Consider the following 25,574-nt stretch of genomic DNA (forward strand, 5'->3'; position numbering starts at 1 on the left):
AAATGATGGACGTTCATCATTTTGGGTGCAATGCTCTCATCTAGTGGAGGAATCATGACAAGACCAACGATTCACGACGTCGCCGACGCCGCGCAGGTCAGTCTTGCGACCGTCGACCGCGTTCTGAACAACCGTGGCGGGGTCGCCGCAAAATCGGTCAAAAAGGTGAAACAGGCGATTGCGCAAACCGGATATGTGCGCGACCGCGCCGCCGCAAACATGTCGCGCAGCAAATTCTACCGGATCACCTTTATCATTCCCGATACGACCAACGCGTTTCTCGACCAGCTTTGCGATGCAATCACACTGCAGGACGCGATGCTGCGCCAAGACCGGGTCTCGCTCACGATCCGATACGTTGCGGCCTTTTCGGCACCGGCCTATTGCGCAGCGCTGCAAAGCCTGTCCGCTGATACCTGCGACGCGGTGGTCCTGATGGGGATCGAAGACGCTGACGTGCACGCGGAAATCCAGTCGCTGACAGACACAGGGGTCCGCGTGGTCACGATGGTGTCCGACCTGCCAGCGGCCCGGCGGGCAGACTACGTCGGACCGGACAACGTGGCAGCCGGACGCACAGCGGCAGCCTTTCTCGGGCGGTTCGTGCGGCAAGGAAACGTCCTCCTCCTCCCCGGCGCGAAAGCCGTGCGCGACCATGTCGACCGCCGACAGGGGTTCCAAGACATAATGGCGCAGGACTTCCCAGCTATCAGCGTCCATGTTGCCGACGAAGGTGCCGATGATGCCGTCCAGACTTTTGACCGGCTCCGGGACAATTTCGCTGAAAAAGCCCTTGTTGGTGTCTATAATGTCGGGGCCGGCAACTCTGGCTTGCTGCTCGCCCTGCGGGAAATTCCGGAACACATGCGGCCCGTGACGATCCTGCATGAACTCACCCCCATGAACCGTGACGCCCTGCAAAGCGGCCTGATCGACCTCGTGATCGACCAGAACCCGGCAGAGGAAGTCGCCCGGGCCATCAGCATGATCCGTAACCTCATCGACGGGCGCAGTGTCGCCAGCGATGCCGGTCTGATCCAGCCGCAAATCTTCGTTAAACAGAACCTGCCCTAAGGAAATCACATGACCTATTTCGCCGATATTGCGCCCGTCACCTACGAAGGGCCAGACAGCACGAACCCGCTGGCCTTCAGGCACTACAACCCTGAAGAGGTCATCATGGGCAAAACCATGGTAGAGCATCTGCGCTTTGCCGTCTGCTATTGGCATAACTTCGTCTGGGAAGGAAACGACCCGTTCGGCGGCCAGACGTTTGAACGGCCCTGGTTCCCCGCGGACACGATGGCGTTGGCCAAGGCCAAGGCGAACGCTGCCTTTGATATGTTCCGTATCCTTGGCGTGCCCTACTACTGCTTTCACGACCATGACATCCGTCCCGAAGGTGCCAGCCTTTCCGAAAGCAATGCGCGGCTTCACGACATGGCGGACTATTTCGAAGACAAGATGAAAAGCGGCCCAAAACTGCTCTGGGGCACCGCGAACATGTTCTCCAACCGGCGCTACATGTCAGGCGCATCGACAAACCCGGACCCGGACGTATTCGCCTACTGCGCCTCCATCGTGAAAAACGCGATGGACGTGACCCACAGACTGAACGGCGAAAACTACGTGCTTTGGGGAGGCCGCGAAGGTTACGAGACGCTGCTCAACACCGACCTATCGCGCGAACTCGAACAGATGGGCCGGTTCCTGTCGATGGTCGTCGATTACAAACACAAGATCGGATTCAAAGGGACGATTCTGATTGAACCGAAACCGCAGGAACCGACAAAGCACCAATACGACTACGACGTCGCCACGGTTTACGGGTTCCTCAAACGGTTCGGCCTCGAAAACGAAGTCAAGGTGAATATCGAACAGGGCCACGCAATCCTCGCGGGCCATTCTTTCGAACATGAACTGGCGATGGCCAACGCGCTGGGCATCTTCGGATCAATCGACATGAACCGGAACGACTATCAATCCGGCTGGGACACCGATCAGTTCCCGAACAACGCACCCGAAGCGGCACTGGCCTACTACGAAGTCTTGCGGGGCGGCGGTTTCACGACAGGCGGCACAAACTTCGATGCAAAGTTGCGGCGTCAATCGCTCGATCCCGAAGATCTCATCGCAGCGCACGTCGGCGGCATGGATATCTGCGCACGCGGCCTGAAAGCAGCGGCGAAAATGCTAGAAGACGATGCATTGGAAGCCGCCCGCCGCAAACGTTATGCCGGTTGGGAAGATGTCGATTATCTTTCGCCCGCCGCAACGCTTGACGGGATTGCAGCCAAGGCCGAAACCCACGCACTTGATCCGCAACCGGTCTCGGGCAAGCAGGAAATGCTCGAGAACACCGTGAACCGGTACGTCTGATGATTCACAACCCGATCCTGCCGGGCTTCAACCCGGACCCGTCGTTCTGCCGGGTTGGCGCGGACTATTACATCGCGACTTCGACATTCCAATGGTATCCGGGGGTGCAGATCCACCATTCCCGCGACCTTGCAAACTGGACGCTGGTCAGCCGCCCGCTGAACCGCAAAAGCCAGCTGGACATGCGGGGCAACCCTGACGACTGCGGGATCTGGGCCCCGTGCCTCAGCCACGCAGACGGCAAATTCTGGCTGGTCTACACAGATGTGAAACGCCACGAGGGCGATTTCAAAGACGCGCATAACTACATCGTCACCTGTGACACAATTGACGGCGATTGGTCCGACCCGATCTATGTCAATTCTAGCGGATTCGATCCGTCGCTCTTCCACGATGACGACGGGCAGAAATACTTTATGAACATGCGCTGGAACCACCGGCAAAAGGGAACAGGCTGTAATCCGACGCATGACGCTTTTGACGGCATCATTCTGCAAAAGTGGGATGAAAAGCAGGGTCTAAACGGACCTATCCGCAATATCTATGCAGGCACCGAACGCGGCCTGACCGAGGCACCCCATATCTTCAAGCGCAACGGATATTACTACCTCACCACCGCTGAAGGCGGCACGACGTATGACCACGCCGTCACGCTCGCGCGGTCCCGCGACATCTGGGGACCCTACGAAACACATCCCGATCTACATGTCATGTCCACGCGTGATGCCCCCGACCATCCGATCCAGCGAACAGGCCACGGCCAGTATGTCCAAGCACCTGACGGCACCGCATGGCACACCTACCTCATGGGGCGGCCGATCACCGTTGACGGCACGCGCAACTGTCCGATGGGGCGCGAAACGGGTCTCGCGCGCTGCGTCTGGAAAGATGACTGGCTTTACCTCGAAAATGGCGGACTGCTGCCTCCCATCACAATCGGCGACGCGCCGTGCACGCCCGGTGCACGGGTTGTGTACGACTTGTGCGGCCCACTTCACGCCGATTTTCAGTGGCTGCGCACACCTGAACCCGATCGCATTTTCAGATGCGAAGATGACTGTCTTGTCCTCATCGGCCGCGAAAGCATCGGCAGCTGGTTCGAACAATCGCTCGTCGCGCGGCGGCAGGAACATTTTACCTATCATGCTGAGACAACGCTGGAATTCGCACCCGACAGCTATCAGCAAGGCGCAGGGCTGACGACCTATTACGACCGCCACCGTTTCCACGCTGCTCTCATCACGCAAGAGGCCGGAAAACGTGCCGTGATCCTGATGTCCTGTAACGCGAACTGGCCCGGCGGATCGCTCGATTTCCCTTTGTCAGACCCTGTTTTTATCCCTGACGGCCCCATCACATTGTCCGTCGAAGTGGACCGCGACTCGCAGCAGTTTTACTGGGCATCAGGGCCGGATCGCCACCCGCTCGGCCCACCGCGCAAGGCCTATCTGATATCCGACGAAGGCGGGCGCGGACCGGAACATTCATCCTTCACCGGCGCATTTGTCGGTATGGTCTGCTATGACATCACCGGACAAGGCCGCGAAGCGCGGTTTTCCTCCTTTGGCTATTATCCGGCTTGAGTGTCTTTTCAGCCTATGTAATCGTTTTCGTTAGCGGTAAAGGCGACAGCCAAACGAAAGGTCCAGCATGAAAACCATCAAAGGCCCCGCGCTCTTTCTGGCGCAATTCGCGGGTGATGAAGCTCCGTTCAACAGTTGGGGCAGCATCACGAAATGGGCCGCCGATTGCGGCTACAAGGGCGTGCAAGTGCCAAGCTGGGACGGTCGCCTGTTCGATCTTGACCAGGCCGCCCAAAGCAAAACCTACTGCGACGACTGGAAAGGGCAGGCGGCGGACAACGGCATCGCCGTCACGGAATTGTCGACCCACCTGCAAGGCCAGTTGGTCGCCGTGCATCCCGCCTATGACGCAGCCTTTGATGGCTTCGCCGCTGAATCCGTGCGCAACGATCCCAAAGCCCGGCAGGTCTGGGCCGTCGATCAGGTCAAGAAAGCGCTGACCGCATCCAAGAACCTTGGTTTAACCGAGATGGCGACGTTCTCAGGCGCGCTTGCATGGCCCTATGTCTACCCGTGGCCGCAACGCCCTGCTGGACTGGTGGAACAGGCGTTTGACGAACTCGCCAAACGCTGGATGCCGATCCTGAACCACGCGGAGGATTGCGGCGTCGATGTCTGCTACGAAATCCACCCCGGTGAAGACCTGCACGACGGGATCACTTACGAGATGTTTCTTGCGCGCGTGAACGATCACGCACGGGCGAACATGCTTTACGACCCGTCCCACTATGTGTTGCAGTGCCTTGATTATCTGGACAATATCGACATCTACAAAGACCGCATCCGCATGTTCCACGTCAAGGATGCAGAATTCAATCCGACGGGGCGGCAAGGCGTCTATGGCGGCTTTCAGTCATGGGTTGATCGGGCCGGGCGGTTCCGGTCACTTGGCGACGGGCAGGTCGACTTTGGCGCGATCTTTGCAAAAATGGCAGCGAATGATTTCGATGGCTGGGCCGTTGTGGAATGGGAATGCGCGTTGAAACACCCCGAAAACGGGGCCCGCGAAGGGGCGCAGTTCGTAAAGGATCACATCATCCGCGTGACGCCCCACGCCTTCGATGATTTCGCGGACGGCGGTGCAGATGCCGCGATGAACGCCAAGATGATGGGACTGGACAGATGAGCAGGATCAGACTGGGCATGGTTGGCGGCGGAAACGACGCCTTTATCGGGGCAGTTCACCGTATAGCCGCACGCATGGATGACCGGTTCGAACTGGTTGCTGGCGCACTGTCATCAACACCCGAAAAGGCCATGGAATCTGGCAAAGCGCTTGGATTAGACCCTGATCGGACCTATGCCGACTTCACCGAAATGGCCAAACGCGAGGTGCGCCTGAAGAATGGAATCGAAGCTGTCGCCATCGTGACACCGAACCATGTGCATGCGGTTGCGGCCAAGGAATTCCTCAAGCGCGGTATCCATGTGATCTGCGATAAACCTCTGACAGCAACGATGGCAGATGCCCGCAAACTGGTCAAAGCGGCCGAAGCGTCCAAGGCACTGTTCATCCTGACCCATAACTACACCGGATACCCGATGATCCGGCACGCGAAACAGATGATCGCGGACGGAGAGCTGGGTGAAATCCGCGTTGTACAGGCCGAATATGCACAGGACTGGCTCACCCAGCCACTTGAAACCGAAGGGCAGAAACAGGCGGCTTGGCGGACAGACCCCGAACGCTCTGGCGCTGGCGGGTCGATTGGCGACATCGGCACCCATGCGCATAATCTGGCCTGCTTTGTCACGGGTCAAAAGGTGGAAAGCCTGTCGGCTGATCTTCATGCCTTTGTCCCCGGGCGCCAGCTTGATGACAACGCACATATGATGCTGCGGTTCGATGGTGGTGCCAGGGGGATGCTGTGGTCATCGCAAGTTGCGCCCGGCAATGAAAACGGACTGCGACTGCGCATTTACGGCGAAAAGGGCGGTCTGGAATGGGCACAGGAAGACCCGAATTATCTGTGGTTCACACCATTTGGGGAACCGAAACAGAAACTGACACGCGGCGGTGCCGGTGGGCCGACGGACGGCACGCGCATTCCGGCAGGCCATCCCGAAGGTTACCTTGAAGGCTTTGCCAACATCTATACCGAAGCCGCGAACGCAATCGCTGGCAAACCCGCTGTCTACCCAACGATCCACGATGGACTAGATGGTATGAAATTCATCGACGCTTGTGTGAAATCATCCGGCCGCAACGGGGCCTGGGTCAAACTGTAAGGAAGACACGAACATGGCAAAACTCGCATTTCTGGGCCTTGGGGTCATGGGCTACCCGATGGCGGGGCACCTGCAAAAGGCAGGCCATGACGTGACCGTCTACAACCGGACGACGGCCAAGGCCGAAGCCTGGGTCAAGGAACATGGCGGCAGCATGGGCAAGACCCCGGCAGAGGCCGCGAAAGGTGCCGCGTTCGTTATGGCCTGCGTCGGAAATGACGACGATCTCCGATCGGTCTGTCTTGGCGATGACGGCGCATTTAGCGCGATGGACAGCGGCACGACATTCGTGGACCACACGACGGTATCGGCCGCGGTGACACGCGAATTGTATGCGGCTGCCAAGGATGCGGGCATCGCCTTTGTCGATGCGCCGATCTCGGGCGGGCAGGCCGGTGCGGAAAACGCCCAGCTGTCTGTGATGTGTGGCGGCGATCAGGATGCCTATGACAAGGCCGAACTTGTGATCGATGTCTATTCAAAGATGTGCAAACGCATCGGCGACAGCGGTGCCGGACAAATGACCAAAATGTGCAACCAGATCGCGATTGCCGGTCTGGTACAGGGTCTGTCAGAGGCGCTGCATTTCGCCCAGAAGGCCGGATTGGACGGCCGCGCGGTGGTGGATGTGATCAGCCAGGGCGCTGCGGGCAGTTGGCAGATGTCGAACCGCTATGAAACCATGCTGGATGACAAATGGGACCACGGCTTTGCCGTTGACTGGATGCGCAAGGATCTGGGTATCTGCCTGTCCACCGCGAATGAAAACGGGGCCAGCCTACCTGTCACTGCTTTGGTGGATCAGTTCTACAAGGACGTGCAAAAGCTGGGCGGTGGGCGTTGGGATACGTCATCACTTCTCAAGCGCTTGCAGGCAATGGGCTGAGCAAAGCGCCTAACCCGAGCTGTCCCTGTTCAGCAGATCGAATTTGCGCAGCTTGACGTAAAGCGACTGGCGCGACAGCCCCAGCATTTCGGCTGCCGCCACACGGTTGTTCATTGTGAGTTCGACGGCGGTTTCGATACACATCTTTTCAACGACGTTGGTGGTTTCCGCGACGATTTCTTTCAGCGTCGCGCTACCAACCAGCTCGATCACCGAATTGATGTTGTCTTCTGACGGCGCTGCCGCAGGCCGCCCCGGTTCAACCCGGTTGGCGTCGCGGATGATGAAGGCATAAAGTTCTTCCTTGCCCGCTTCGATCCGTGTGACAGAGATTTCAACGTTGCGCGGGCTGCCGTAATCGCCGGCAAGCTTGGTTGCATAAAGCCGCATACGACCGGACCGGCCGGTGTTGTCGATCATGACTTTCAGATCGACAGACCCCCGCAACAGGTAATCCGCGAAACTGCGCCCGCGAATGTTCACATCATGCGCGACGCCGATCAGGTTCAGAAAAGCCTCGTTTGTCGACAGCATCTTGCCGTCTGCTGTGGCAAACACCATCGCATCCGGTGCGCGGGCAAAAAGGGCCTGCACGTTCGTTGCAAGTGAATCCAGGGGCCGGTTTTCGGGATCATCCTTGTGCAGCCTGCACAGCATGAAACGTTCGCCAGCCGCGCGGAAAAGCGTGGGATATAGCAGAACTTTCACGCCACCATTGGAAAGAGTCAGCGCAATCGCCCGTTCGGAATCAGCGATCGCATGAGCCGCCAGTTGGTCGATCAATGCATCGCGGCCTTTGCCTTCGAACAGATCGCTTAATTTCTGGCCAACAAGACTGTCGTGGGATTCGCCGATCAGCGCGACAGCACTTTTGTTCATCTCGGTCATCTGGCCCGACTGGGTTGATACAAAGATGACCGCATCCGACGTGCTTTCCATCAAGACGCGGAAGCGGGTGTCGTATTCGCGCTGCTGTTCATAGTCACGCTCAAGCGCAAGCTGCGCACGCACCAGTTGTTGCTGCATTTCCGCGACCGGGCGCAGATCACGCCCCAGTAGCAGGATCGCACCATCCGGCCCGATCCGGTGAAAACTATAGCGCACGGGATAGTCGAACCGCTGCGACGGATCAGAATGGTTCAGCTCCAGCGGGCGCACAGGTCCGGCATCATCAAGAAACTTCGCGAGCCGTTCTTCGAACTTCGGGACAGACTCGACGGAAAGCGAAGTCTGAAACTGCTTGCCCTCCAACTGTTCCATCCGCTGATAACCAAGCGAATTGGGGTTGATAAGGACAGAAAGCACTTCTGCCTTCTCTGTCATGACAACGCCGATGTCAGAAACTTCAGAGATAATGCCGCCCAAGACATCGGGGGCGATCAGGGGGATCGCACCGTTCTCCCAATACTTGGTTCCGCGCGATGTCATGTGCGCGCCCTTTCGGGACTGTGAAAGCCCACCACTTATTGTCCCATCATGTTGGCTGGGATTGGCTTTGTCTTTAGGTTGCAAAGGGTAATGGCCTCTTCAGCAATACTCGTCACATAATCCGCACCAGTCAGCGCGGCGATATCGGGTTGCAGTTCCAGCAATGTTCCACCCACAACAACAGGTATCGTGCTGGCCGACGTTGAACTGCGGACAGACTCTACCATTCGCCGAAGTGTTTCAAGGCTTTCGCCACGTACGGCGGATACGAAAACGGCATCGAACGCCGAATTGTCACACGCGTATTTCACATCATCCGGTGTTGCACCCAACATCAGGCGCACGGACAATCCGTTTCGCCGCAATTGTCCTGACAGAACCATCGCGCCCAGTGTGTGATGCGTATTCTCGGGGACAACCAGCAAAACGGTCGAGGCGTTGGGTTCCGGCGTACGGCTTTCGAATGAAACCCGTTGCAGATCGCGCAACATGGATTGCAGCCGTGCCGTCCCGATCGTCACATCTGCAAAGCTCAACGCGTCCTCGCACCAGCCGGCACCCAGTTCGCGGGCGACAATCGGAATGAAGTGTTCGCAAAGCTGTTCAGGCGACACGCCAGACATCTGTGCGAGCGCCATCGCATCGCGACACTGCTGCGCGCTTGGCGTCAGCGCGGCGGCCTTGAGGAATGCAACAAGGGAGTCATCACAACCCGGTTTCGGAAGCTTATCGAGCGGCGAAAGCGGTCCGTCGTCGCCTGATAGATCAAGCGACGTGAAGCTCTTGTCGGCGTTGCGATAGTCATCCATTCGCAGGTCCTTTCCGTTAGGCTCTGTAACGTGCCTAAGCGGGTCGTGCCACATATTGTCTTATCTGCACCTCATATTGTCAAAGCAAATTGACAATAATCACCTGAGTCTTGCACAGCTTGCGGCTAACCCACTCAAATAGCGAAATAAACACTTGCACCGGCGCGATCGGCGCAAGTGCGAGAAAGTGCCACATAGGTGTAACGCAAGGTTGACACTTATGTAATCTGACACCTAAGCTTTACACAATAAAGTGTCAGGGAAACGATACATGTCAGATATCAGCGCAGGGAGCGTCGGGAAATCCCGCAGTGCTGTTCAGCTTTACACGGCTGAGCAACGCGCGCGTCGGGACAGTACCGTTTGGACCCTCGTTCAAGGCGTACTTGCGCCGGTGCAGTTCCTTGTCTTTCTGGTCTCTCTCGCCCTTGTTGCCCGCTACCTTCTGACAGGTGAAGGCTATGCTGTCGCAACAGTGTCTATCGTGCTGAAAACCGCCGTTCTTTACCTGATCATGGTGACCGGCGCGATCTGGGAAAAGGTCGTCTTCGGACAGTATCTTTTTGCGCCTGCGTTCTTCTGGGAGGACGTGTTCAGCTTTGGTGTTATCGCATTGCATTCATTATATATTTACTTCCTCATTGTCGGTGGTCTGTCGCCTACGGCGCTCATGTTTCTCGCGCTGGCTGCCTATGCGGCCTACGTCGTGAACGCGGGGCAATTCCTCTGGAAACTCCGCATGGCGCGGCTTTCGGCAGAGGGCGCGGCATGAACGATCTGACACCTCCGATAAATGGCGGTTGCCGCACCGCGCCTGTCCTCAAGGAACGTGGCCAGCGCGAGGTCTTCTGCGGTCTGACAGGAATCATCTGGCTGCACCGTAAAATGCAGGATGCGTTCTTTCTCGTTGTCGGTTCGCGGACCTGTGCGCACCTGCTGCAATCCGCTGCTGGCGTCATGATTTTTGCCGAACCGCGATTCGGCACTGCGATTCTCGAAGAAACGGATCTGGCGGGGATGGCGGATGCGCACACGGAACTTGACCGCGAAGTCGCGCGCCTTCTGTCACGTCGACCTGACATCCGTCAGTTGTTTCTTGTCGGATCCTGCCCGTCCGAGGTCATCAAGATCGACCTGCAACGCGCTGCCGAACGGTTAAGCCAGGTCCATGCGCCGCATGTGCGTGTGGTGAACTATTCCGGCTCGGGGATCGAAACGACGTTCACAGAAGGTGAAGATGCCTGCCTTGCATCTATGGTGCCAGTCCTGAAAGACACGACCGCCCGGGAACTGCTACTGGTCGGCGCTCTTCCCGATGTTGTCGAAGATCAGATGCTCGCCCTTCTGGCGGCCATGGGCATTGACAACATCCGCCTATTGCCCGCCCGTCGGATCGACGAAACAACGGCTGTTGGTCCGGGAACGGTCTTTGCGTTGACGCAGCCGTTCCTTGGCGAAACGCACGCTGCGCTCGAACGCCGTGGTGCGCGGCACATCGCGGCCCCGTTTCCGTTCGGCGAAGAAGGCACAACCGCCTGGCTGCAAGCCATTGCCACAGAATTCGGCGTCGATGCCGCGACATTCGACAAGGTCACAGCCGCGCCACGCGCCCGCGCCCGCAAGGCAATCGCGCAAGCCGCCAAAGTCCTTAGCGGCAAATCTGTATTCTTCTTTCCCGACAGCCAGCTTGAAATTCCACTTGCCCGCTTTCTGACCCGTGAATGCGGAATGACAGCGATCGAGGTGGGCTCGCCCTACATCCATGACGCATTGCATGGTCCTGATCTGGATTTGCTGCCTGCTGGCCCGCAGATCAGCGAAGGGCAGGACGTCGATCTGCAACTTGACCGCGCCCGCGCCGCGCGCCCTGATCTGACAGTCTGCGGCCTCGGCCTCGCCAACCCGCTGGAAGCCGAAGGACTGACCACGAAATGGGCCATCGAACTGGTCTTTACGCCGGTCCATTTCTACGAACAAGCCGGTGATCTTGCCGGACTTTTCTCGCGTCCGGTGCGCCGCAAGACACTTTTGAACCTCGAGGCCGCAGAATGAAGCTGACGGTCTGGACATATGAAGGCCCGCCACACGTAGGTGCCATGCGCGTCGCCACTGCGATGAAGGGCCTGCACTATGTTTTGCACGCCCCGCAAGGCGACACATACGCCGATTTGCTTTTTACAATGATCGAACGGCGCGACCATCGCCCGCCCGTCACCTACACCACCTTTCAGGCCCGTGATCTTGGTGCTGATACGGCCTATCTGTTCAAGGATGCCTGCCAGCAGGCGGTGGACCGTTTCAATCCCGAAGCGATCATCGTCGGCGCGTCCTGCACCGCTGAACTGATCCAGGACGATCCTGCCGGGCTGGCCGAAACCATGGGCCTGTCGATCCCGGTGATCCCGTTGGAACTGCCAAGCTATTCGCGCAAGGAAAACTTTGGCGCAGACGAAACGTTCTATCAGATCGTGCGCACATTGTCGGCACCGCAAGAGCGGACCGCGCGGGTGTCATGCAACATCCTCGGGCCGACCGCACTTGGCTTTCGCAACCGCGATGATGTTGAAGAACTGACAGCACTGCTGTTCGATCTCGGGATCGACGTGAATGTCGTGGCACCTTTGAACGCATCGCCCGCCGATATCGCGCGTCTGCCCGCCGCCCATTTCAACGTTCTGCTTTATCCTGAAACCGGTGAAGCTGCGGCGCGCTGGCTGGAAAAGACCCACGCCCAGCCGTTTACAAAGGTTGTCCCCATCGGCGTTGGCGCGACCCGCGATTTCATTGCAGAGATCGCCCAGATCACCGTCAAACCCATGAAGGCCGACGAAAGCCGCCTGCGCCTGCCATGGTGGTCGAAATCCGTGGACAGCACCTATCTGACCGGCAAGCGTGTTTTCATTTTTGGCGACGGCACCCATGTCGCCGCCCACGCCCGCATTGCCCGCGACGAGATGGGCTTCGAGGTTGTCGGGATCGGCTGCTACAACCGCGAAATGGCCCGCCCGATCCGCGCATTGGCACGCGAATTCGGGGTCGAGGCCTATATCACGGATGACTACCTTGAGGTCGAACAGGCGATCGAAACCCTGTCACCCGAGATGATCCTTGGCACGCAGATGGAACGTCATATCGGCAAGCGGCTGGGTATTCCTTGTGCCGTGATTTCCGCGCCGGTCCATGTACAGGACTATCCCGCCCGCTATTCCCCGCAGGTCGGGTTCGAAGGCGCGAACGTCATTTTCGATACGTTGATCCATCCGCTTGTCATGGGACTGGAAGAACATCTGCTGACGATGTTCCGCGATGATTTCGAATTCCATGATGCCGCCGGGCCGAGCCATCATGGTGGCCATAGCCCCTTGCCGACTGCGGATGCCTCCGGCGGGAGTTTTTCCGGCCAGATGAAGGAGGATGCCACGCCAGGGTCCGACGTGCTGGTCTGGCTGGCGGATGCCGAAAAAGAGTTGAAGAAGATTCCGTTTTTCGTGCGCGGCAAAGCCCGCCGCAATACCGAAACATTTGCCGCCGAAAAGGGGCTGGCAGAGATTTCGCTGGATACCTTGTACGAAGCAAAGGCCCATTATGCGCGATGAGGTGATCCATAAGCCCTACCGCGTGGTCATTGTCACGCTGGACCAGCACGCCGCTGGCCCCGCGTCCCGTGTTCTGCCCCGCCTTGCCGCCGACTTTCCGGGGCTTGAGGTGTCGGTTCACGCCGCTGCGGAATGGGGCGAGAGCGAAGCAGCCCTGGAGGCTGCGAGGTCCGCGGTTGCAACCGGCGACATCATCATCGTCAACATTCTGTTTCTTGAGGAACACGTCAGCGCCATTTTGCCTGCCCTTCAGGCCCGTCGCGACCATTGCGATGCGATGGTTGGTCTGATTGCGGACACCGCCATCGTGAAGATGACCCGTATGGGTGATCTGGACATGGCCAAACCTGCAAGCGGTGCGATGGCGCTTTTGAAAAAGCTGCGCGGATCGGCCAAACCATCGGCCAGTTCCGGTGCAAAGCAGATGAAAACGCTGCGCCGTCTGCCAAAGATACTAAAGCTGATCCCAGGCAAGGCGCAGGATCTGCGCGCCTGGTTCCTGTCCATGCAGTATTGGCTGGGCGGCTCTGACGACAACGTCGAAGGCATGATCCGGTTTCTGATCGGGCGGTATGCCGACCGGCGCGACTGGCAAGATCTACAGGCGCCGCTGCCCGTGGAGTACCCTGATGTCGGGCTGTACCATCCCGATCTGCCGGACCATTGCATCACCACGGATGTGGCTGCCTTGCCCAGGATTGCCAACCCTGTCGCCACTGTCGGCGTGTTGATGTTGCGATCTTATATCCTTGCCTCTGACATCGCCCATTACGATGCGGTCATTCGCGGGTTCGCGGCCAAGGGTGTGCAGGTCATTCCGGCGTTTGCGGGCGGGCTTGATGGCACACCCGCGATCGAAACCTATTTTCAAGGCAAGGTCGACGCCATGGTGTCGCTCACCGGTTTTTCGTTGATTGGCGGGCCGGCCTATAATGACAGCGATGCGGCCGTCGCGCTGCTCCGCCGACTTGACGTGCCTTACATCGCGGCCCAACCGCTTGAATTCCAGACGCTTGCGCAATGGGCCGAAAACGCCCAAGGCCTTGGTCCGATCGAAACGACGATGCTGGTCGCCTTGCCGGAAATCGACGGCGCAACGAACCCGACTGTCTTTGCCGGACGACATGGCACAGACGGTTGCAAGGGATGTGCGCACGCCTGCATCGGACAAAGCGATTGCAAAGCCATGGCCCCCTGCCATGAACGCATCGACACGCTGATTGAAAAGACACTGCGCCTTGGCCTTTTGCGCCGCAAACGCAACGCGGAAAAGAAGGTCGGCATCGTGCTGTTCGGCTTTCCGCCCAATGCCGGGGCAGTTGGCACGGCGGCCTATCTGTCGGTCTTTGAAAGCCTGTTCAACACGCTCACCCGCATGCAGGCCGAAGGTTATCAGGTGGATGTGCCCGAAAGCGTCGATCATCTGCGCGCTGCAATCTTGCAAGGCAATGCCGCGCAATACGGTCAGGAAGCGAACGTCGCCGCCCATGTTTCTGCCGAAAGCATCGTGCGGGATGCAGCACATCTCAAAGAAATCGAAGCTGTCTGGGGCCCTGCCCCGGGGCGCATCCAGTCGGACGGCAAAGGCGTGTTTGTTCTGGGCCAGCATTTCGGCAATGTCTTTGTCGGTGTCCAACCTGCATTTGGCTACGAAGGCGACCCGATGCGCCTGCTGTTTGAAAGAGGTTTCGCGCCGACCCATGCTTTCGCGACCTTCTATCAGTGGCTGCGTGACACGTTCGATGCTGATGTTCTTTTGCACTTCGGGATGCACGGTGCGTTGGAATTCATGCCGGGCAAGCAAGCCGGCCTTAGCGGTGCCGACTGGCCAGACCGACTGATTGGCGACATGCCGAACGTCTATCTTTATGCCGCCAACAACCCATCCGAAGCGACGCTGGCCAAGCGCCGGTCAAACGCTGTGACCGTCACCCATCTGACACCCCCGTTGGCTGTTGCAGGTCTTTACAAGGGTTTGAGCGAACTCAAGGACAGCTTGACCCGCTGGCGCGAAATGCGGCCCGAGGATGCAACCCGCCATGATCTGGAAAAGCTGATCCGCGATCAGGCGAATGCGCTGGACCTGAACGCGCGTGATCTGGACACGCTTTGGCTGAAGCTGCTGGAAACCGAAGGATCGCTGATCCCGGAAGGTCTGCATATCGTCGGGCAACCGATGAGCGCTGCGGCACAAGCGGATATGATCAGCCAGATGCCCGATGGCCCGGCGACAGAGGCTGCAAAGGCGCTGATGGCCGAGGATCATGAATTGCCTGCGTTGATGGCGGCCTTGTCAGGCCACTACATCCCGCCGGTGCCCGGTGGTGATCTGATCCGGTCGCCTGAAATCCTACCGACGGGCCGCAACATCCATGCGTTCGATCCGTTTCGGATGCCGACTGCATTCGCACTGCAGGAAGGCGCGAAGCTGGCTGATGTGCTGCTGGAAACGCATCCCGGATTTCCGCGCACGGTCGCGCTGGTCTTGTGGGGATCTGACAATATCAAATCCGACGGCGGGCCAATCGGGCAGGCGCTGGCCCTGATGGGCTGTGTGCCGCGTTTTGACGGATACGGGCGTTTGTCGGGGGCTGATCTTGTTCCGCTGGATAAACTTGGTCGCCCGCGCATCGACGTGGTGATGACCCTCTCGGGCATTTTCCGTGATCTGCTTCCTTTGCAGACCAAGATGCTGGCAGAAGCCGCGTTGAAATGTGCGACGGCTGATGAACCGCTCGACCAGAATTATATCCGCGCCCATGCGTTGACCTATGCCGCGCAGATGGGCTGCGATCTGGAAACTGCGGCCTTGCGCGTTTTTTCGAATGCCGAAGGTGCTTATGGATCCAACGTGAACCAGTTGATCGACAGTTCGGCCTTTGGTGACGAGGACGAGTTGGCCGATGCATATCAGGCGCGCAAGTCCTTTGCTTATGGTGTGAACGGCAAGGCGGTACAGAACGCGGAATTGCTGCAGAAGACGCTGAAGGACGTCGATCTGGCCTATCAGAACCTTGAATCGGTCGAGTTGGGTGTCACAACGGTTGACCACTATTTTGACACGCTGGGCGGGATCGCCCGTGCGGTGAAGCGCGCCAAGGGCGGTGTTTCGGCACCCGTTTATATTGGCGATCAAACGCGCGGCACGGCTAAGGTCCGGACCCTGCAGGATCAGGTCGCGCTGGAAACGCGCAGCCGGTCGTTGAACCCGAAATTCTACGAAGGCCTGTTGCGGCACGGGCACGAAGGCGTGCGCCAGATCGAAGCGCAGATCACCAATACGGTGGGCTGGTCTGCAACAACGGGCGAAGTGGAACCGTGGGTCTATCAGAAATTGTCCGAGACTTTTGTGCTGGATGACTCCATGCGTGAACGTCTGGCCGCTCTGAATCCGCAGGCATCCGTGCGTATGGCAAACCGCCTGCTGGAAGCATCTGACCGGGATTACTGGTCGCCCGATGCGGCGACGCTGGCGGCCTTGCAGGATGCTGCGGACGCTTTGGAAGACAAGATGGAAGGAGTCGCTGCAGAATGACTTTTTCCCCAATGAATACAACAGGAAGGACTCTATCATGAGCCCCAGAGACGAAGTTCCAAGCCTGAAGGGATTGGACGGCGAAGGGTCCGTTCAGGTGCATCAGGATGAAAGCACCAAGATCGAAGGCGCGAAGGTCTTTTCCGTCTACGGCAAGGGTGGCATCGGGAAATCCACGACATCGTCGAACCTGTCAGCCGCCTTTTCCATGTTGGGAAAGCGCGTCCTTCAAATCGGCTGTGACCCCAAGCACGACAGCACCTTTACACTGACCGGCACACTGGTTCCGACGGTCATCGACATCCTGAAAGACGTCGATTTCCATAGCGAGGAACTGCGCCCCGAAGACTTTGTTTTCGAAGGCTTCAACGGCGTGAAATGTGTCGAGGCCGGCGGTCCGCCTGCCGGTACGGGCTGCGGTGGTTATGTTGTCGGCCAGACAGTGAAATTGCTTAAGCAGCATCATATGCTGGAAGACACAGACGTCGTGATATTCGACGTGCTTGGCGATGTGGTTTGTGGTGGTTTTGCGGCCCCCCTGCAGCATGCCGACCGGGCTTTGATCGTGACGGCGAATGACTTTGACAGCATCTATGCGATGAACCGGATTATCGCGGCTGTGCAGGCGAAATCGGCGAACTACAAAGTGCGTCTCGCGGGCTGTGTTGCCAACCGGTCCAAGGACACTGATGAGGTTGATCGCTACTGCAAAACCGTCGGTTTCAACCGCATCGCGCACATGCCTGATCTTGATGCGATCCGCAGGTCGCGCCTGAAGAAAAAGACCCTGTTCGAGATGCCGGACGATCAGGAAGTCGTCGAAGTGCGCAAGGAATATATCCGACTTGCAGAAACGCTTTGGGCCGGAACAGATCCACTTGCGCCAGCGCCACTGCCGGATCGTGAAATCTTTGAATTGCTTGGTTTTGACTGATGCACAGGACGTACACCGCGCGTGCACAAGGCGTGCACCGCTGAAATGAAAAACAGGACGACGACATGACGGGCTATGCCACCACACGCGACCGGGTCGAGCACTACTTCGACCGCTCTGCGACCAAGGTCTGGGAGCAGCTGACGTCTGATGCCCCGGTCTCGGGGATCAGGGCGACGGTGCGTGCGGGTCGTGACCGGATGCGCGACTTGATGCTGGCGCAGTTGCCTGACGATCTGCGCGGGATGCGTATTCTGGACGCCGGGTGCGGCACGGGTGCAATGGCCGTTGAACTGGCCAAGCGTGGCGCGGACGAGGTCGTTGCCGTTGATATCTCGCCAGCCCTGATCGACATCGCGAAAAAGCGGATGCCGCAGGACCTGTCCAACAGGATCACATGGGTGGCCGGTGACATGTTCGAGGCGACCCACGGGGCGTTCGATCACGCGATGGCGATGGATTCGCTGATTTACTACACCGCTGCCGACATCTCGCAGATCATGAGCAAGGCGTCCAAGCGGGTGACGGGCAAATGTGTCTTTACACTGCCACCCCGCACACCGGCGCTGATGCTGATGTGGCGTGCGGGCAAGCTGTTTCCACGTGCTGACCGCAGCCCGCAGATGGTGCCACATACCACAGCGGGCGTCGCCCATGCCCTGCGCATCGCAGGCGTGCATGGCCGCCTGAAGGAAATCGAACGTGTGAAGTCGGGATTCTATATCTCGACCGCGCTGTCATTCGAGGGGCGGCGGTGATGTTATTCAAAGCCTCATCCCTCAAGTCCCTGTCGACGAACCTGTTGCCCTTTGCAGATGCGGCGAGCGACGGTTTGCCGTTGCGCCAGTTGCTGCGCCTGTCCTTGTTCCAGGTATCGGTCGGGATGGCGGCTGTCATGCTGCTGGGCACGCTGAACCGCGTGATGATTGTAGAGTTGGGTATTCCGGCGATGCTGGTCGCGATCATGATCGCCATTCCGGTGCTTGTTGCCCCCTTCCGCGCGCTTGTCGGGTTCAAGTCGGACACCTATCGCAGTGCGATCGGCTGGAAGCGCATCCCGTATTTGTGGTTCGGGACCATGTGGCAGTTCGGTGGTCTGGCAATCATGCCGATGGCCTTGCTTGTCCTGTCGGGTGATCGCGCAATTGATGCCGATTGGGCCGGTTATATCGGGGCCGGGCTGGCGTTTCTGTTGACCGGTGTCGGGATGCATATGACCCAGACCGCGGGTTTGGCGCTGGCGGCGGATCGCGCGACCGATGAAACCCGCCCCAAGGTCGTTGCCTTGCTTTATGTCATGTTCCTTGTCGGCATGGCCGTGTCGGCCGTTATCATCGGCGCGCTACTGCGAGACTATTCCGCCCTGCGTCTGGTGCAGGTGGTGCAAGGCACCGCCGTCGTCACCTTGCTGTTGAACCTGATCGCCCTTTGGAAGCAGGAAAAGGTCGCCCCCATGTCCAAGGAAGAGCGCGAGGCACCGCGCCCGTTCTTCAAGGATGCCTGGGATGATCTGGTCAAAGGCGGTGATGCGGGGCGACTGCTGGCGGTCGTATTCCTTGGCACCATGGCCTTCAACATGCAGGACGTGTTGCTGGAACCTTACGGTGGTGAAATTCTGGGCCTGTCCGTGTCGGCCACGACCCTTTTGACAGCGGCCTGGGCGGGTGGCGCGATTGTCAGTTTCTGGATGGCCGCCCGCTGGCTGGCCAAAGGCATCAGCACCTACCGGATGGCCGCGCGCGGTATCCTTGTCGGGATCGCCGCCTTCAGTGCCGTAATCTTTGCGGCCCCGATGGGGTCATCGATTCTGTTTTACACCGGAGCCACGTTGATCGGTTTCGGCGGTGGTTTGTTCGGGGTCGCCACCCTGACAGCTGCCATGACGATGCCCACGATCGGGACAGCCGGTCGGGGTTTGGCACTTGGTGCCTGGGGGGCCGCACAGGCCACCGGGGCCGGGCTGTCCATTTTCTTCGGGGGCACCATTCGTGACCTCGTGAACCATGCCGCTGGGAACGGCACATTGGGAGAGGCGCTCGCCACGCCAGCAACGGGCTACTCGGTGGTTTACCACACCGAGATCGGCCTGCTTTTCGTCACCCTGATTGTCCTTGGGCCTTTGGTAAAGGTCCGGGCCATGACATCGGAAAAATCTGCCAAGCTCGAGCTGGCAGACTTTCCGACCTGACCACTGAAAGGAAACACAATGGTTGGAGTAGAGTTTTTTGGTAATTTCGACTTGGCGAGCGCAGCGATCTGGTTGTTCTGGATCTTCTTCGCGGGCCTTGTCTATTACCTGCAAACCGAGAACATGCGCGAGGGATACCCCCTGCGCGATGACAAGGACGGCGTTCCGGCGAACGAGAGCCTGTTGCCCTTGCCAAAGGAAAAGACGTTTCATCTGCGTGATGGCAAAGGCACGCTGACCGTGCCAAGCCGCGAATACGAAGACAGCAAGATGCGCAATGATCTTGCCCTTGCGCAGTCATCGCCGTCGAGCGGTTCCCCCTGGGTGCCGACCGGTGATCCGATGCTGGATGGTGTTGGCCCTGCGTCATGGGCCCCGCGCCGTGATGCGCCCGAACTGGATGCCCATGGTCACGTCAAGATCCGGCCCATGGCCACGCTTCCCGATTTCAAGATTTCCGCCGGACGCGATCCACGCGGCAAGCCTGTTGTCGGTGGTGATGGCGAAGTGATCGGTCGCGTCACCGACATGTGGGTCGATGTGCCCGAAGCGCTTGTTCGTTTCCTGCAGCTTGATCTGAACCCCGAGGGCACCGGCAAGATGCGTCTGATTCCGATGAACATGGCAAAGATCGGCACCGACCGCGTCACTGTCCGTTCGCTTTACGCCCATAACTGGGAAGGTGTGCCTGTGACCAAATCTGCGGATCAGGTCACCCTTCTCGAGGAAGACAAGATCATGGCCTACTACGCCGGCGGCACGATGTACGCCACCGCGGCGCGGTCGGCCACTGTTCTTCCCTGAACCAATTACTGGCCCCGTCTCGCCAACGGGGCCGGTATCCACCTTATGCAGAGGGATGCTGCGATGAGCCACGATGATTTCAATTTCGAGCCTGTCCGGGGATTGCCGGAGGCACTGCCGGAGGATGAGTATATCCTGTGGCAAGGGTCCCCTGACCCCGGCCGCCTTGCCCGCGAGGCGCTGGGCATTCGCTGGGTTGCCGGCTATTTCCTGCTGCTGGTGATCTGGCGCGTTGGCGTGTCGGCTGCTGAATACCCCTTCGGGATCGCGCTGGCCCATGGCTTGCCTTTCGTTGTCGCCGGTCTGATCGCCTGTGGCATCATCTATGCGATTGCCTATGTGCAGGCCCGGTCCGCTGTTTACACGCTGACCAACAAGCGCGTCGCCATGCGCATCGGGGCCGCCCTGACGATGACCCTGAACCTGCCCTATACGTGGATCGGGAACGCGACTGCCGATGTCAAACCATCCGGTCATGGCACCATTGCCTTTGAGCTGATCGGGCAGGACCGTTTGTCCTATCTGATGACATGGCCGCATGTGCGCCCGTGGAAGATCGCCCGCACGCAGCCTGCGCTGCGCTGTATCCCCGACGCGGCCAAGGTCGCCAAGCTGTTTGCCGAAGCCGCCGAAACGCGCGTCGCCCAGCCCCAAGTCATACGCACACCTCAATCCGGCCACGATGCCGTCGCCGCGGAGTAATTGTCATGAGCAACCTAGAACAACAGATGCGCCACCGGGACAAGGAAATGGTCCCGACCTTTCTTGTCAAAGGCATGTTCGGCCTGATGATCGCGACCACAGCACTTGTCGCTTATGCCCAGTGGATGGATGTCCCGAACCGCGGCGTTTTGATCGAAGCGCCTGTCGCGCAAAGCGTCGAAGTCACGCTGTCGGGCAACCGTAACGGTCTTTACGAGGTGCGCGATGCATCGGGGGCGCTGCTGGTGACCTCGGCTGATGACCGTATGGGATTCATTGGCGTCATGGGACGTGCCGTTGATCGTGAACGGGAAGTGCGCGGGATTACCGAAACGGCACCGATTTCGGTCATTCGCCGCGAGAACGGTCATATAGCCGTGCTGGACGAAGCGTCCGGACTGTCGGTGGAACTGATCGGATACGGGAAAGACAACGTCGCTGCCTTTGCGCAGCTTTTGGACCAATAGACGCCTCGCCAGCGTCTTTCATGTGAAAGGGAACCACAATGGGACTACTGACCAGAGACCGCGAAACCGCACCGTGCACGGTGACGATATCGCATCGCTTTGAAGAACTGTCCGCGCATGTGCGCCTGAACAACGGGGCGGTGATTCACCCCGGTGACACGGTGCAGGTGCAAGGGCCAGAAATCATGGCCGCATTTGGCGAATTGGTTGAAGAAGACCGCACCGCCATCATCACCCGTGCGTCCAAGCTGGAACGCATGTGGACACGGGCCACCGGTGATTTGGAATTCATGGAACTGTGTGAATTTTCGTTCAGCGAAGAGGTGATGTCATGAATATGCATTCATCAAACGCCGCCACAGCCGAAGAAGCCATTGCCGCCCAAGAAGCCCTGCCGCCGCTGACGAACGAGGAAGCGACTCAGGTCGCGATGCAGAACACGCTGCTGACCCCGCGTTTTTACACCACCGATTTTGACGAGATGGACGCGATCGACGTCACCCCTGTCCGTGCCGAGTGGGACAAGCTGATCGGGCAGATGAAATCAGACCCGAACAAGGGCCATTTCCGCAAGAATGAAGATTGGGACACCGTCGATTGGGACGGGATGGAACCCAAGCTGAAGGCGGAGTTTATCGATTTTCTGATCTCTTCCTGCACGGCGGAATTTTCAGGCTGCGTCCTTTACAAGGAAATGAAGCGCCGCGGGTCCAACAAGGACATCACCGAGCTGTTCCAGCTGATGGCCCGTGACGAGGCCCGCCATGCCGGTTTCATCAACGATGCTTTGCGTGAAGCCGGAATTGCTGTGAACCTTGGGTTTCTGACGCAGGCCAAGAAATACACCTATTTCCGGCCCAAGTTCATCTATTACGCGACCTACCTGTCCGAGAAGATCGGCTATGCCCGCTACATCACGATCTATCGCCATCTTGAAAAGCATCCCGAACATCGGTTCCACCCGATTTTCAAGTGGTTCTGCGAGTGGTGCAATGACGAGTTTTCGCATGGTGAGGCCTTTGCCCTGCTGATGAAGACAGATCCTTCCCTGACCGAAACGCGTGTGAACAAGCTGTGGATCAAGTTTTTCCTGACAGCCGTGTTTTCCACGATGTGGGTCCGCGATGCGCAGCGCCCGGCGTTTCATGAAGCTTTGGGCGTCGATTCTGCCTGGTACGGACAGGAAGTTTTCCGCAAGACGTCTGACATCTCGCGGCAGGTCTTTCCGATGGTGCTGGATATCGACCACCCCCGCTGGATCCCGAACCTAGACCGCATGAAAGACGCGAATGCGCAGATTGCCGAAGGCAAGAAGCAAGGCGGAGCGGCCGGTATGGTCAAAAGGATTGTCGGTTCCGCCAAGGCTGGTTTCGCATTCGTCTCGCTGCTCACCATTCCGGTCGAGAAAAGCGAAGTGCCCGAAAGCCCTAGAATGGAGCCTGCATATTGATCTTTGCATCCGTCATTGCGGCCGTTTTTGTCTGGTGGTTGTCCACTGGAACCCTTCTTCTGGTCGTCCGCAGGGCCGACCGGAAGGGTGGTGACGCGCATGCAATGGCGGTGCTGATTGGTTTGCCGTTCCTTGCACTTGGGATTGCTGCAGTGGTTCTGTCACTGCAGCAACAAGACCTGATGAGTGTCTATCTTGGCTTTTTGGGCGCGCTTGCCGTTTGGGGTTGGGCCGAACTGGCGTTTCTGACGGGCATTATTGCTGGTCCCGTGCGGCAGGACTGCCCCGATGATCTGGACCCGCAGACCCGTTTCGGACGCGCCTTTGGCACGGTCGTCTATCATGAAATGCTGTTGCTGGTTGGCCTTTTGGGCTTAGTCGTCGTTTCCAGCGGTGCTGCCAATCGCATGGCCCTGGCGACCTATATGATCCTGTTCCTTGCCCGGATTTCAGCCAAGCTGAACCTGTTCTTCGGTGTGCCCCGGATCAATACGGAATTCGTGCCTGACCAGCTGCACCACTTGAAAACCTATTTCCGCAAAGGTCCGGTGACGATCGCCTTTCCGATCGCAATCACTGTCCTGACCGCCTTGCTGGCCGTTTGCGTCGAGCGTCTTGTCGCTGCTGAAACCGTTGTCACACAGACCGGTTTTGCATTGCTGACGGCGTTGTCCGCGCTGGCCCTTCTTGAACACTGGCTGATGGTTGTTCCGCTGCCAGATGCGAAACTTTGGCGCTGGATGTTGCCGGCGCCCAAACCGATCACGACGAAGGACGAAAACCATGGATTTTGACGCACTGTTTGAAGAGCAGCTCGATATTCTGAAGAGCGAGGGCAACTATCGCTACTTTGCCGAGCTCGAGCGTAAATGTGGGAAGTTTCCAAGGGCGGCGAACCATGCGGAGGACGGCGTGCGCGATGTCACCGTCTGGTGTTCCAATGACTATCTGGGCATGGGACAGCATCCCAAAGTGATCGATGCCATGTGCGAGGCGGTCAAGCGGACCGGCACCGGCGCTGGCGGCACCCGTAATATCAGTGGCACGAACCATGACCACCTGCTGCTGGAGGCCGAGTTGGCCGATCTGCATGGCAAGGAGGCGGCGCTGCTGTTCACGTCCGGCTATGTGTCGAATTGGGCGGCCTTGTCCACGTTGGGGTCGCGTCTGCCCGGGTGTGTCATCCTGTCGGATGCAGGCAACCATGCATCAATGATCGAGGGCATCCGCCATTCCCGCGCCCAGAAGGTGATCTGGAACCACAACGATGTCGTCGATCTGGAAGCGAAACTTGCGGCCCTGCCAGAAGATGTGCCGAAAATCGTCGCGTTCGAGTCTGTTTATTCCATGGATGGCGATATCGCCCCGATCAAGGACATCGTGGATGTTGCCGAAAAGTACGGCGCGATGACCTATCTGGATGAGGTCCATGCGGTTGGTCTTTATGGTCCGCGCGGTGGCGGTGTCAGTGAACGCGAGGGCGTTGCCGATCGGATCACCCTGATCGAAGGGACGTTGGGCAAAGCTTACGGCGTTGTCGGCGGCTATATCACCGGGTCTGCGCCGCTCTGCGATTTCATCCGGTCATTTGCCTCCGGCTTCATCTTTACTACCGCCTTGCCGCCCGCCGTTGCGGCTGCGGCCCGCACGTCCATCGCCCATCTCAAGGCATCGGATATCGAGCGTGCACGTCATCGCCGCCAGGTCGCCCGTTTGCGCGCGGCGCTGGACCGCGAAGGCATTCCGCATCTCGAAAACGAAAGCCATATCGTGCCCGTGATGATCAAGGATCCGGTCAAGACCCGGATGCTGGCCGACTATCTGATGAACGAATGGGATATCTACGTGCAACCGATCAATTATCCGACGGTTCCCAAAGGCACCGAACGGCTGCGGTTCACACCATCACCACTGCATACCGACGCGGATATCGATTTCCTTGTCCATGCGCTGTCTACGCTGTGGCGGCAGTGCGCTTTGGCCCACGCGGTGGCTTGATATCGCATATCACATCACTTTTTGGGATGAACACTAGACCCCGTCCAATGAAACGCTAAGTTCCAGTTCAGCCAGGGCCCGCAGAGGTCCTGAAATTGTCGAAAAAGGAAGGCAGATATGAAGAAATTTACACTCGCAGCCGCACTTTCGGTGCTTGCCGCACCTGTCTTCGCAGACGGTCATGCATCCACGCAAGGGGACGCAGCCGCCGGTGAAGAGCAGTTCAATCGCCAGTGCGTGGCTTGCCACGTTGTCGCAGACGCATCCGGCGAAGTGCTTGCAGGCCGCAACGCGAAAACCGGCCCGAACCTTTATGGCGTCGCCGGTCGCACGCTTGGGAGCGTCGAAGACTTCCGCTATGGCGATCCGATTGTGGAACTGGGTGAGGCTGGCGAAGTCTGGACCGAGGAATCCTTTGTCGGTTACGTACAGGACCCAACAGGTTGGCTGCGCGAAAAGCTGGATAACCGTCGTGCGCGCGGCAAGATGGCCTATCAGGTGCGCGAAGAATCCGACGCCTACGATCTCTATGCATATCTGTCGACATTCGAGGCCGAATAAGCCACAGCGACATTGTGACACGAAG

23 protein-coding genes are annotated in these 25,574 nt (G+C 58.6%); 21 read left to right on the forward strand and 2 right to left on the reverse strand.

Translation table 11 applies throughout. From position 1 onward, the window contains the following. Positions 1–54: 54 nt before the first annotated feature. From BMY44_RS15275 to BMY44_RS15300, 6 genes are all read left to right on the forward strand, one after another. Positions 55–1,074 carry a LacI family DNA-binding transcriptional regulator gene (locus BMY44_RS15275; RefSeq protein WP_165611862.1) on the forward strand — a complete coding sequence of 340 codons (1,020 nt, stop codon included), beginning with the start codon at positions 55–57 and terminating at the stop codon, positions 1,072–1,074. A gap of 9 nt (positions 1,075–1,083) precedes the next feature. Further along, a complete protein-coding gene (gene xylA / locus BMY44_RS15280) occupies positions 1,084–2,379 on the forward strand; it encodes a xylose isomerase (RefSeq protein WP_089996705.1) in 1,296 nt (431 codons plus the stop codon). Then, positions 2,379–3,962 carry a glycoside hydrolase family 43 protein gene (locus tag BMY44_RS15285; RefSeq protein WP_089996708.1) on the forward strand — a complete coding sequence of 528 codons (1,584 nt, stop codon included), beginning with the start codon at positions 2,379–2,381 and terminating at the stop codon, positions 3,960–3,962. Before xylA ends, BMY44_RS15285 begins: the two co-directional genes overlap by 1 nt. Before the next feature lie 67 nt (positions 3,963–4,029). Next, positions 4,030–5,088 (forward strand): sugar phosphate isomerase/epimerase family protein, encoded by a 1,059-nt coding sequence (locus tag BMY44_RS15290; protein WP_089996709.1) that lies wholly within the window; start codon positions 4,030–4,032, stop codon positions 5,086–5,088. Beyond that, positions 5,085–6,191 (forward strand): Gfo/Idh/MocA family protein, encoded by a 1,107-nt coding sequence (locus tag BMY44_RS15295; protein WP_089996712.1) that lies wholly within the window; start codon positions 5,085–5,087, stop codon positions 6,189–6,191. The genes BMY44_RS15290 and BMY44_RS15295 overlap by 4 nt, the downstream gene beginning before the upstream one ends. Before the next feature lie 13 nt (positions 6,192–6,204). Beyond that, a complete protein-coding gene (locus BMY44_RS15300) occupies positions 6,205–7,077 on the forward strand; it encodes an NAD(P)-dependent oxidoreductase (RefSeq protein WP_089996716.1) in 873 nt (290 codons plus the stop codon). 9 nt (positions 7,078–7,086) lie between these two features. Here BMY44_RS15300 and ppsR read toward each other — a convergent pair whose 3' ends face one another. Both ppsR and BMY44_RS15310 read right to left on the reverse strand, forming a co-directional pair. Next, positions 7,087–8,505: a transcriptional regulator PpsR gene (ppsR, locus tag BMY44_RS15305; protein ID WP_089996719.1), complete on the reverse strand. Its 1,419-nt coding sequence runs from the start codon at positions 8,503–8,505 to the stop codon at positions 7,087–7,089. Positions 8,506–8,540: 35 nt separating this feature from the next. Then, the gene (locus tag BMY44_RS15310) at positions 8,541–9,314 is read right to left on the reverse strand and encodes a cobalamin B12-binding domain-containing protein (protein WP_242650578.1); all 774 of its coding nucleotides are present in this window, start codon (positions 9,312–9,314) and stop codon (positions 8,541–8,543) included. A 271-nt stretch (positions 9,315–9,585) separates the two neighbouring features. On the opposite strand from BMY44_RS15310, the gene bchF reads away from it, so the two are divergent. The 15 genes from bchF (at position 9,586) to BMY44_RS15385 (ending at position 25,549) form a co-directional block, all read left to right on the forward strand. Further along, positions 9,586–10,086, forward strand: coding sequence for a 2-vinyl bacteriochlorophyllide hydratase (bchF, locus tag BMY44_RS15315; RefSeq protein ID WP_089996721.1), 501 nt, complete (start codon positions 9,586–9,588; stop codon positions 10,084–10,086). Next, a complete protein-coding gene (locus BMY44_RS15320) occupies positions 10,083–11,366 on the forward strand; it encodes a ferredoxin:protochlorophyllide reductase (ATP-dependent) subunit N (protein WP_089996723.1) in 1,284 nt (427 codons plus the stop codon). The genes bchF and BMY44_RS15320 overlap by 4 nt, the downstream gene beginning before the upstream one ends. Continuing rightward, positions 11,363–12,910, forward strand: coding sequence for a ferredoxin:protochlorophyllide reductase (ATP-dependent) subunit B (gene bchB / locus BMY44_RS15325; RefSeq protein WP_089996725.1), 1,548 nt, complete (start codon positions 11,363–11,365; stop codon positions 12,908–12,910). The genes BMY44_RS15320 and bchB overlap by 4 nt, the downstream gene beginning before the upstream one ends. Continuing rightward, positions 12,900–16,445, forward strand: coding sequence for a magnesium chelatase subunit H (locus tag BMY44_RS15330; RefSeq protein ID WP_089996727.1), 3,546 nt, complete (start codon positions 12,900–12,902; stop codon positions 16,443–16,445). Before bchB ends, BMY44_RS15330 begins: the two co-directional genes overlap by 11 nt. Before the next feature lie 37 nt (positions 16,446–16,482). After that, on the forward strand, positions 16,483–17,379 hold the full coding sequence (gene bchL / locus BMY44_RS15335; RefSeq protein WP_089996729.1) for a ferredoxin:protochlorophyllide reductase (ATP-dependent) iron-sulfur ATP-binding protein: 897 nt from the start codon (positions 16,483–16,485) through the stop codon (positions 17,377–17,379). Between the two features lie 65 nt (positions 17,380–17,444). Then, complete coding sequence (gene bchM, locus BMY44_RS15340) at positions 17,445–18,137, forward strand: magnesium protoporphyrin IX methyltransferase (RefSeq protein WP_089996730.1); 693 nt, start codon at positions 17,445–17,447, stop codon at positions 18,135–18,137. Then, positions 18,137–19,567, forward strand: coding sequence for a PucC family protein (locus BMY44_RS15345; RefSeq protein WP_089996732.1), 1,431 nt, complete (start codon positions 18,137–18,139; stop codon positions 19,565–19,567). The genes bchM and BMY44_RS15345 overlap by 1 nt, the downstream gene beginning before the upstream one ends. 18 nt (positions 19,568–19,585) lie before the next feature. Then, positions 19,586–20,371 carry a photosynthetic reaction center subunit H gene (puhA, locus tag BMY44_RS15350; protein WP_089996733.1) on the forward strand — a complete coding sequence of 262 codons (786 nt, stop codon included), beginning with the start codon at positions 19,586–19,588 and terminating at the stop codon, positions 20,369–20,371. 63 nt (positions 20,372–20,434) lie between these two features. Beyond that, positions 20,435–21,073, forward strand: a complete 639-nt coding sequence (puhB, locus tag BMY44_RS15355) for a photosynthetic complex putative assembly protein PuhB (RefSeq protein ID WP_089996735.1) — start codon at positions 20,435–20,437, stop codon at positions 21,071–21,073. Between the two features lie 5 nt (positions 21,074–21,078). Beyond that, entirely contained in the window at positions 21,079–21,540 is a 462-nt protein-coding gene (puhC, locus tag BMY44_RS15360; RefSeq protein ID WP_089996737.1) for a photosynthetic complex assembly protein PuhC, read from the forward strand. Positions 21,541–21,578: 38 nt separating this feature from the next. Next, a complete protein-coding gene (locus tag BMY44_RS15365) occupies positions 21,579–21,875 on the forward strand; it encodes a hypothetical protein (RefSeq protein ID WP_207510561.1) in 297 nt (98 codons plus the stop codon). Next, positions 21,872–22,990, forward strand: a complete 1,119-nt coding sequence (gene acsF / locus BMY44_RS15370; RefSeq protein ID WP_089996739.1) for a magnesium-protoporphyrin IX monomethyl ester (oxidative) cyclase — start codon at positions 21,872–21,874, stop codon at positions 22,988–22,990. The genes BMY44_RS15365 and acsF overlap by 4 nt, the downstream gene beginning before the upstream one ends. Beyond that, positions 22,984–23,784, forward strand: a complete 801-nt coding sequence (gene puhE, locus BMY44_RS15375) for a putative photosynthetic complex assembly protein PuhE (RefSeq protein ID WP_089996741.1) — start codon at positions 22,984–22,986, stop codon at positions 23,782–23,784. Before acsF ends, puhE begins: the two co-directional genes overlap by 7 nt. Beyond that, positions 23,774–24,988 carry a 5-aminolevulinate synthase gene (gene hemA / locus BMY44_RS15380; protein WP_089996743.1) on the forward strand — a complete coding sequence of 405 codons (1,215 nt, stop codon included), beginning with the start codon at positions 23,774–23,776 and terminating at the stop codon, positions 24,986–24,988. Before puhE ends, hemA begins: the two co-directional genes overlap by 11 nt. 117 nt (positions 24,989–25,105) lie before the next feature. After that, positions 25,106–25,549, forward strand: coding sequence for a c-type cytochrome (locus BMY44_RS15385; protein ID WP_089996745.1), 444 nt, complete (start codon positions 25,106–25,108; stop codon positions 25,547–25,549). Positions 25,550–25,574 lie beyond the last annotated feature (25 nt).

Origin of the sequence: Cognatiyoonia koreensis (assembly GCF_900109295.1) — a bacterium.
In the GTDB taxonomy this organism is placed as follows: Bacteria; Pseudomonadota; Alphaproteobacteria; order Rhodobacterales; family Rhodobacteraceae; genus Cognatiyoonia; species Cognatiyoonia koreensis.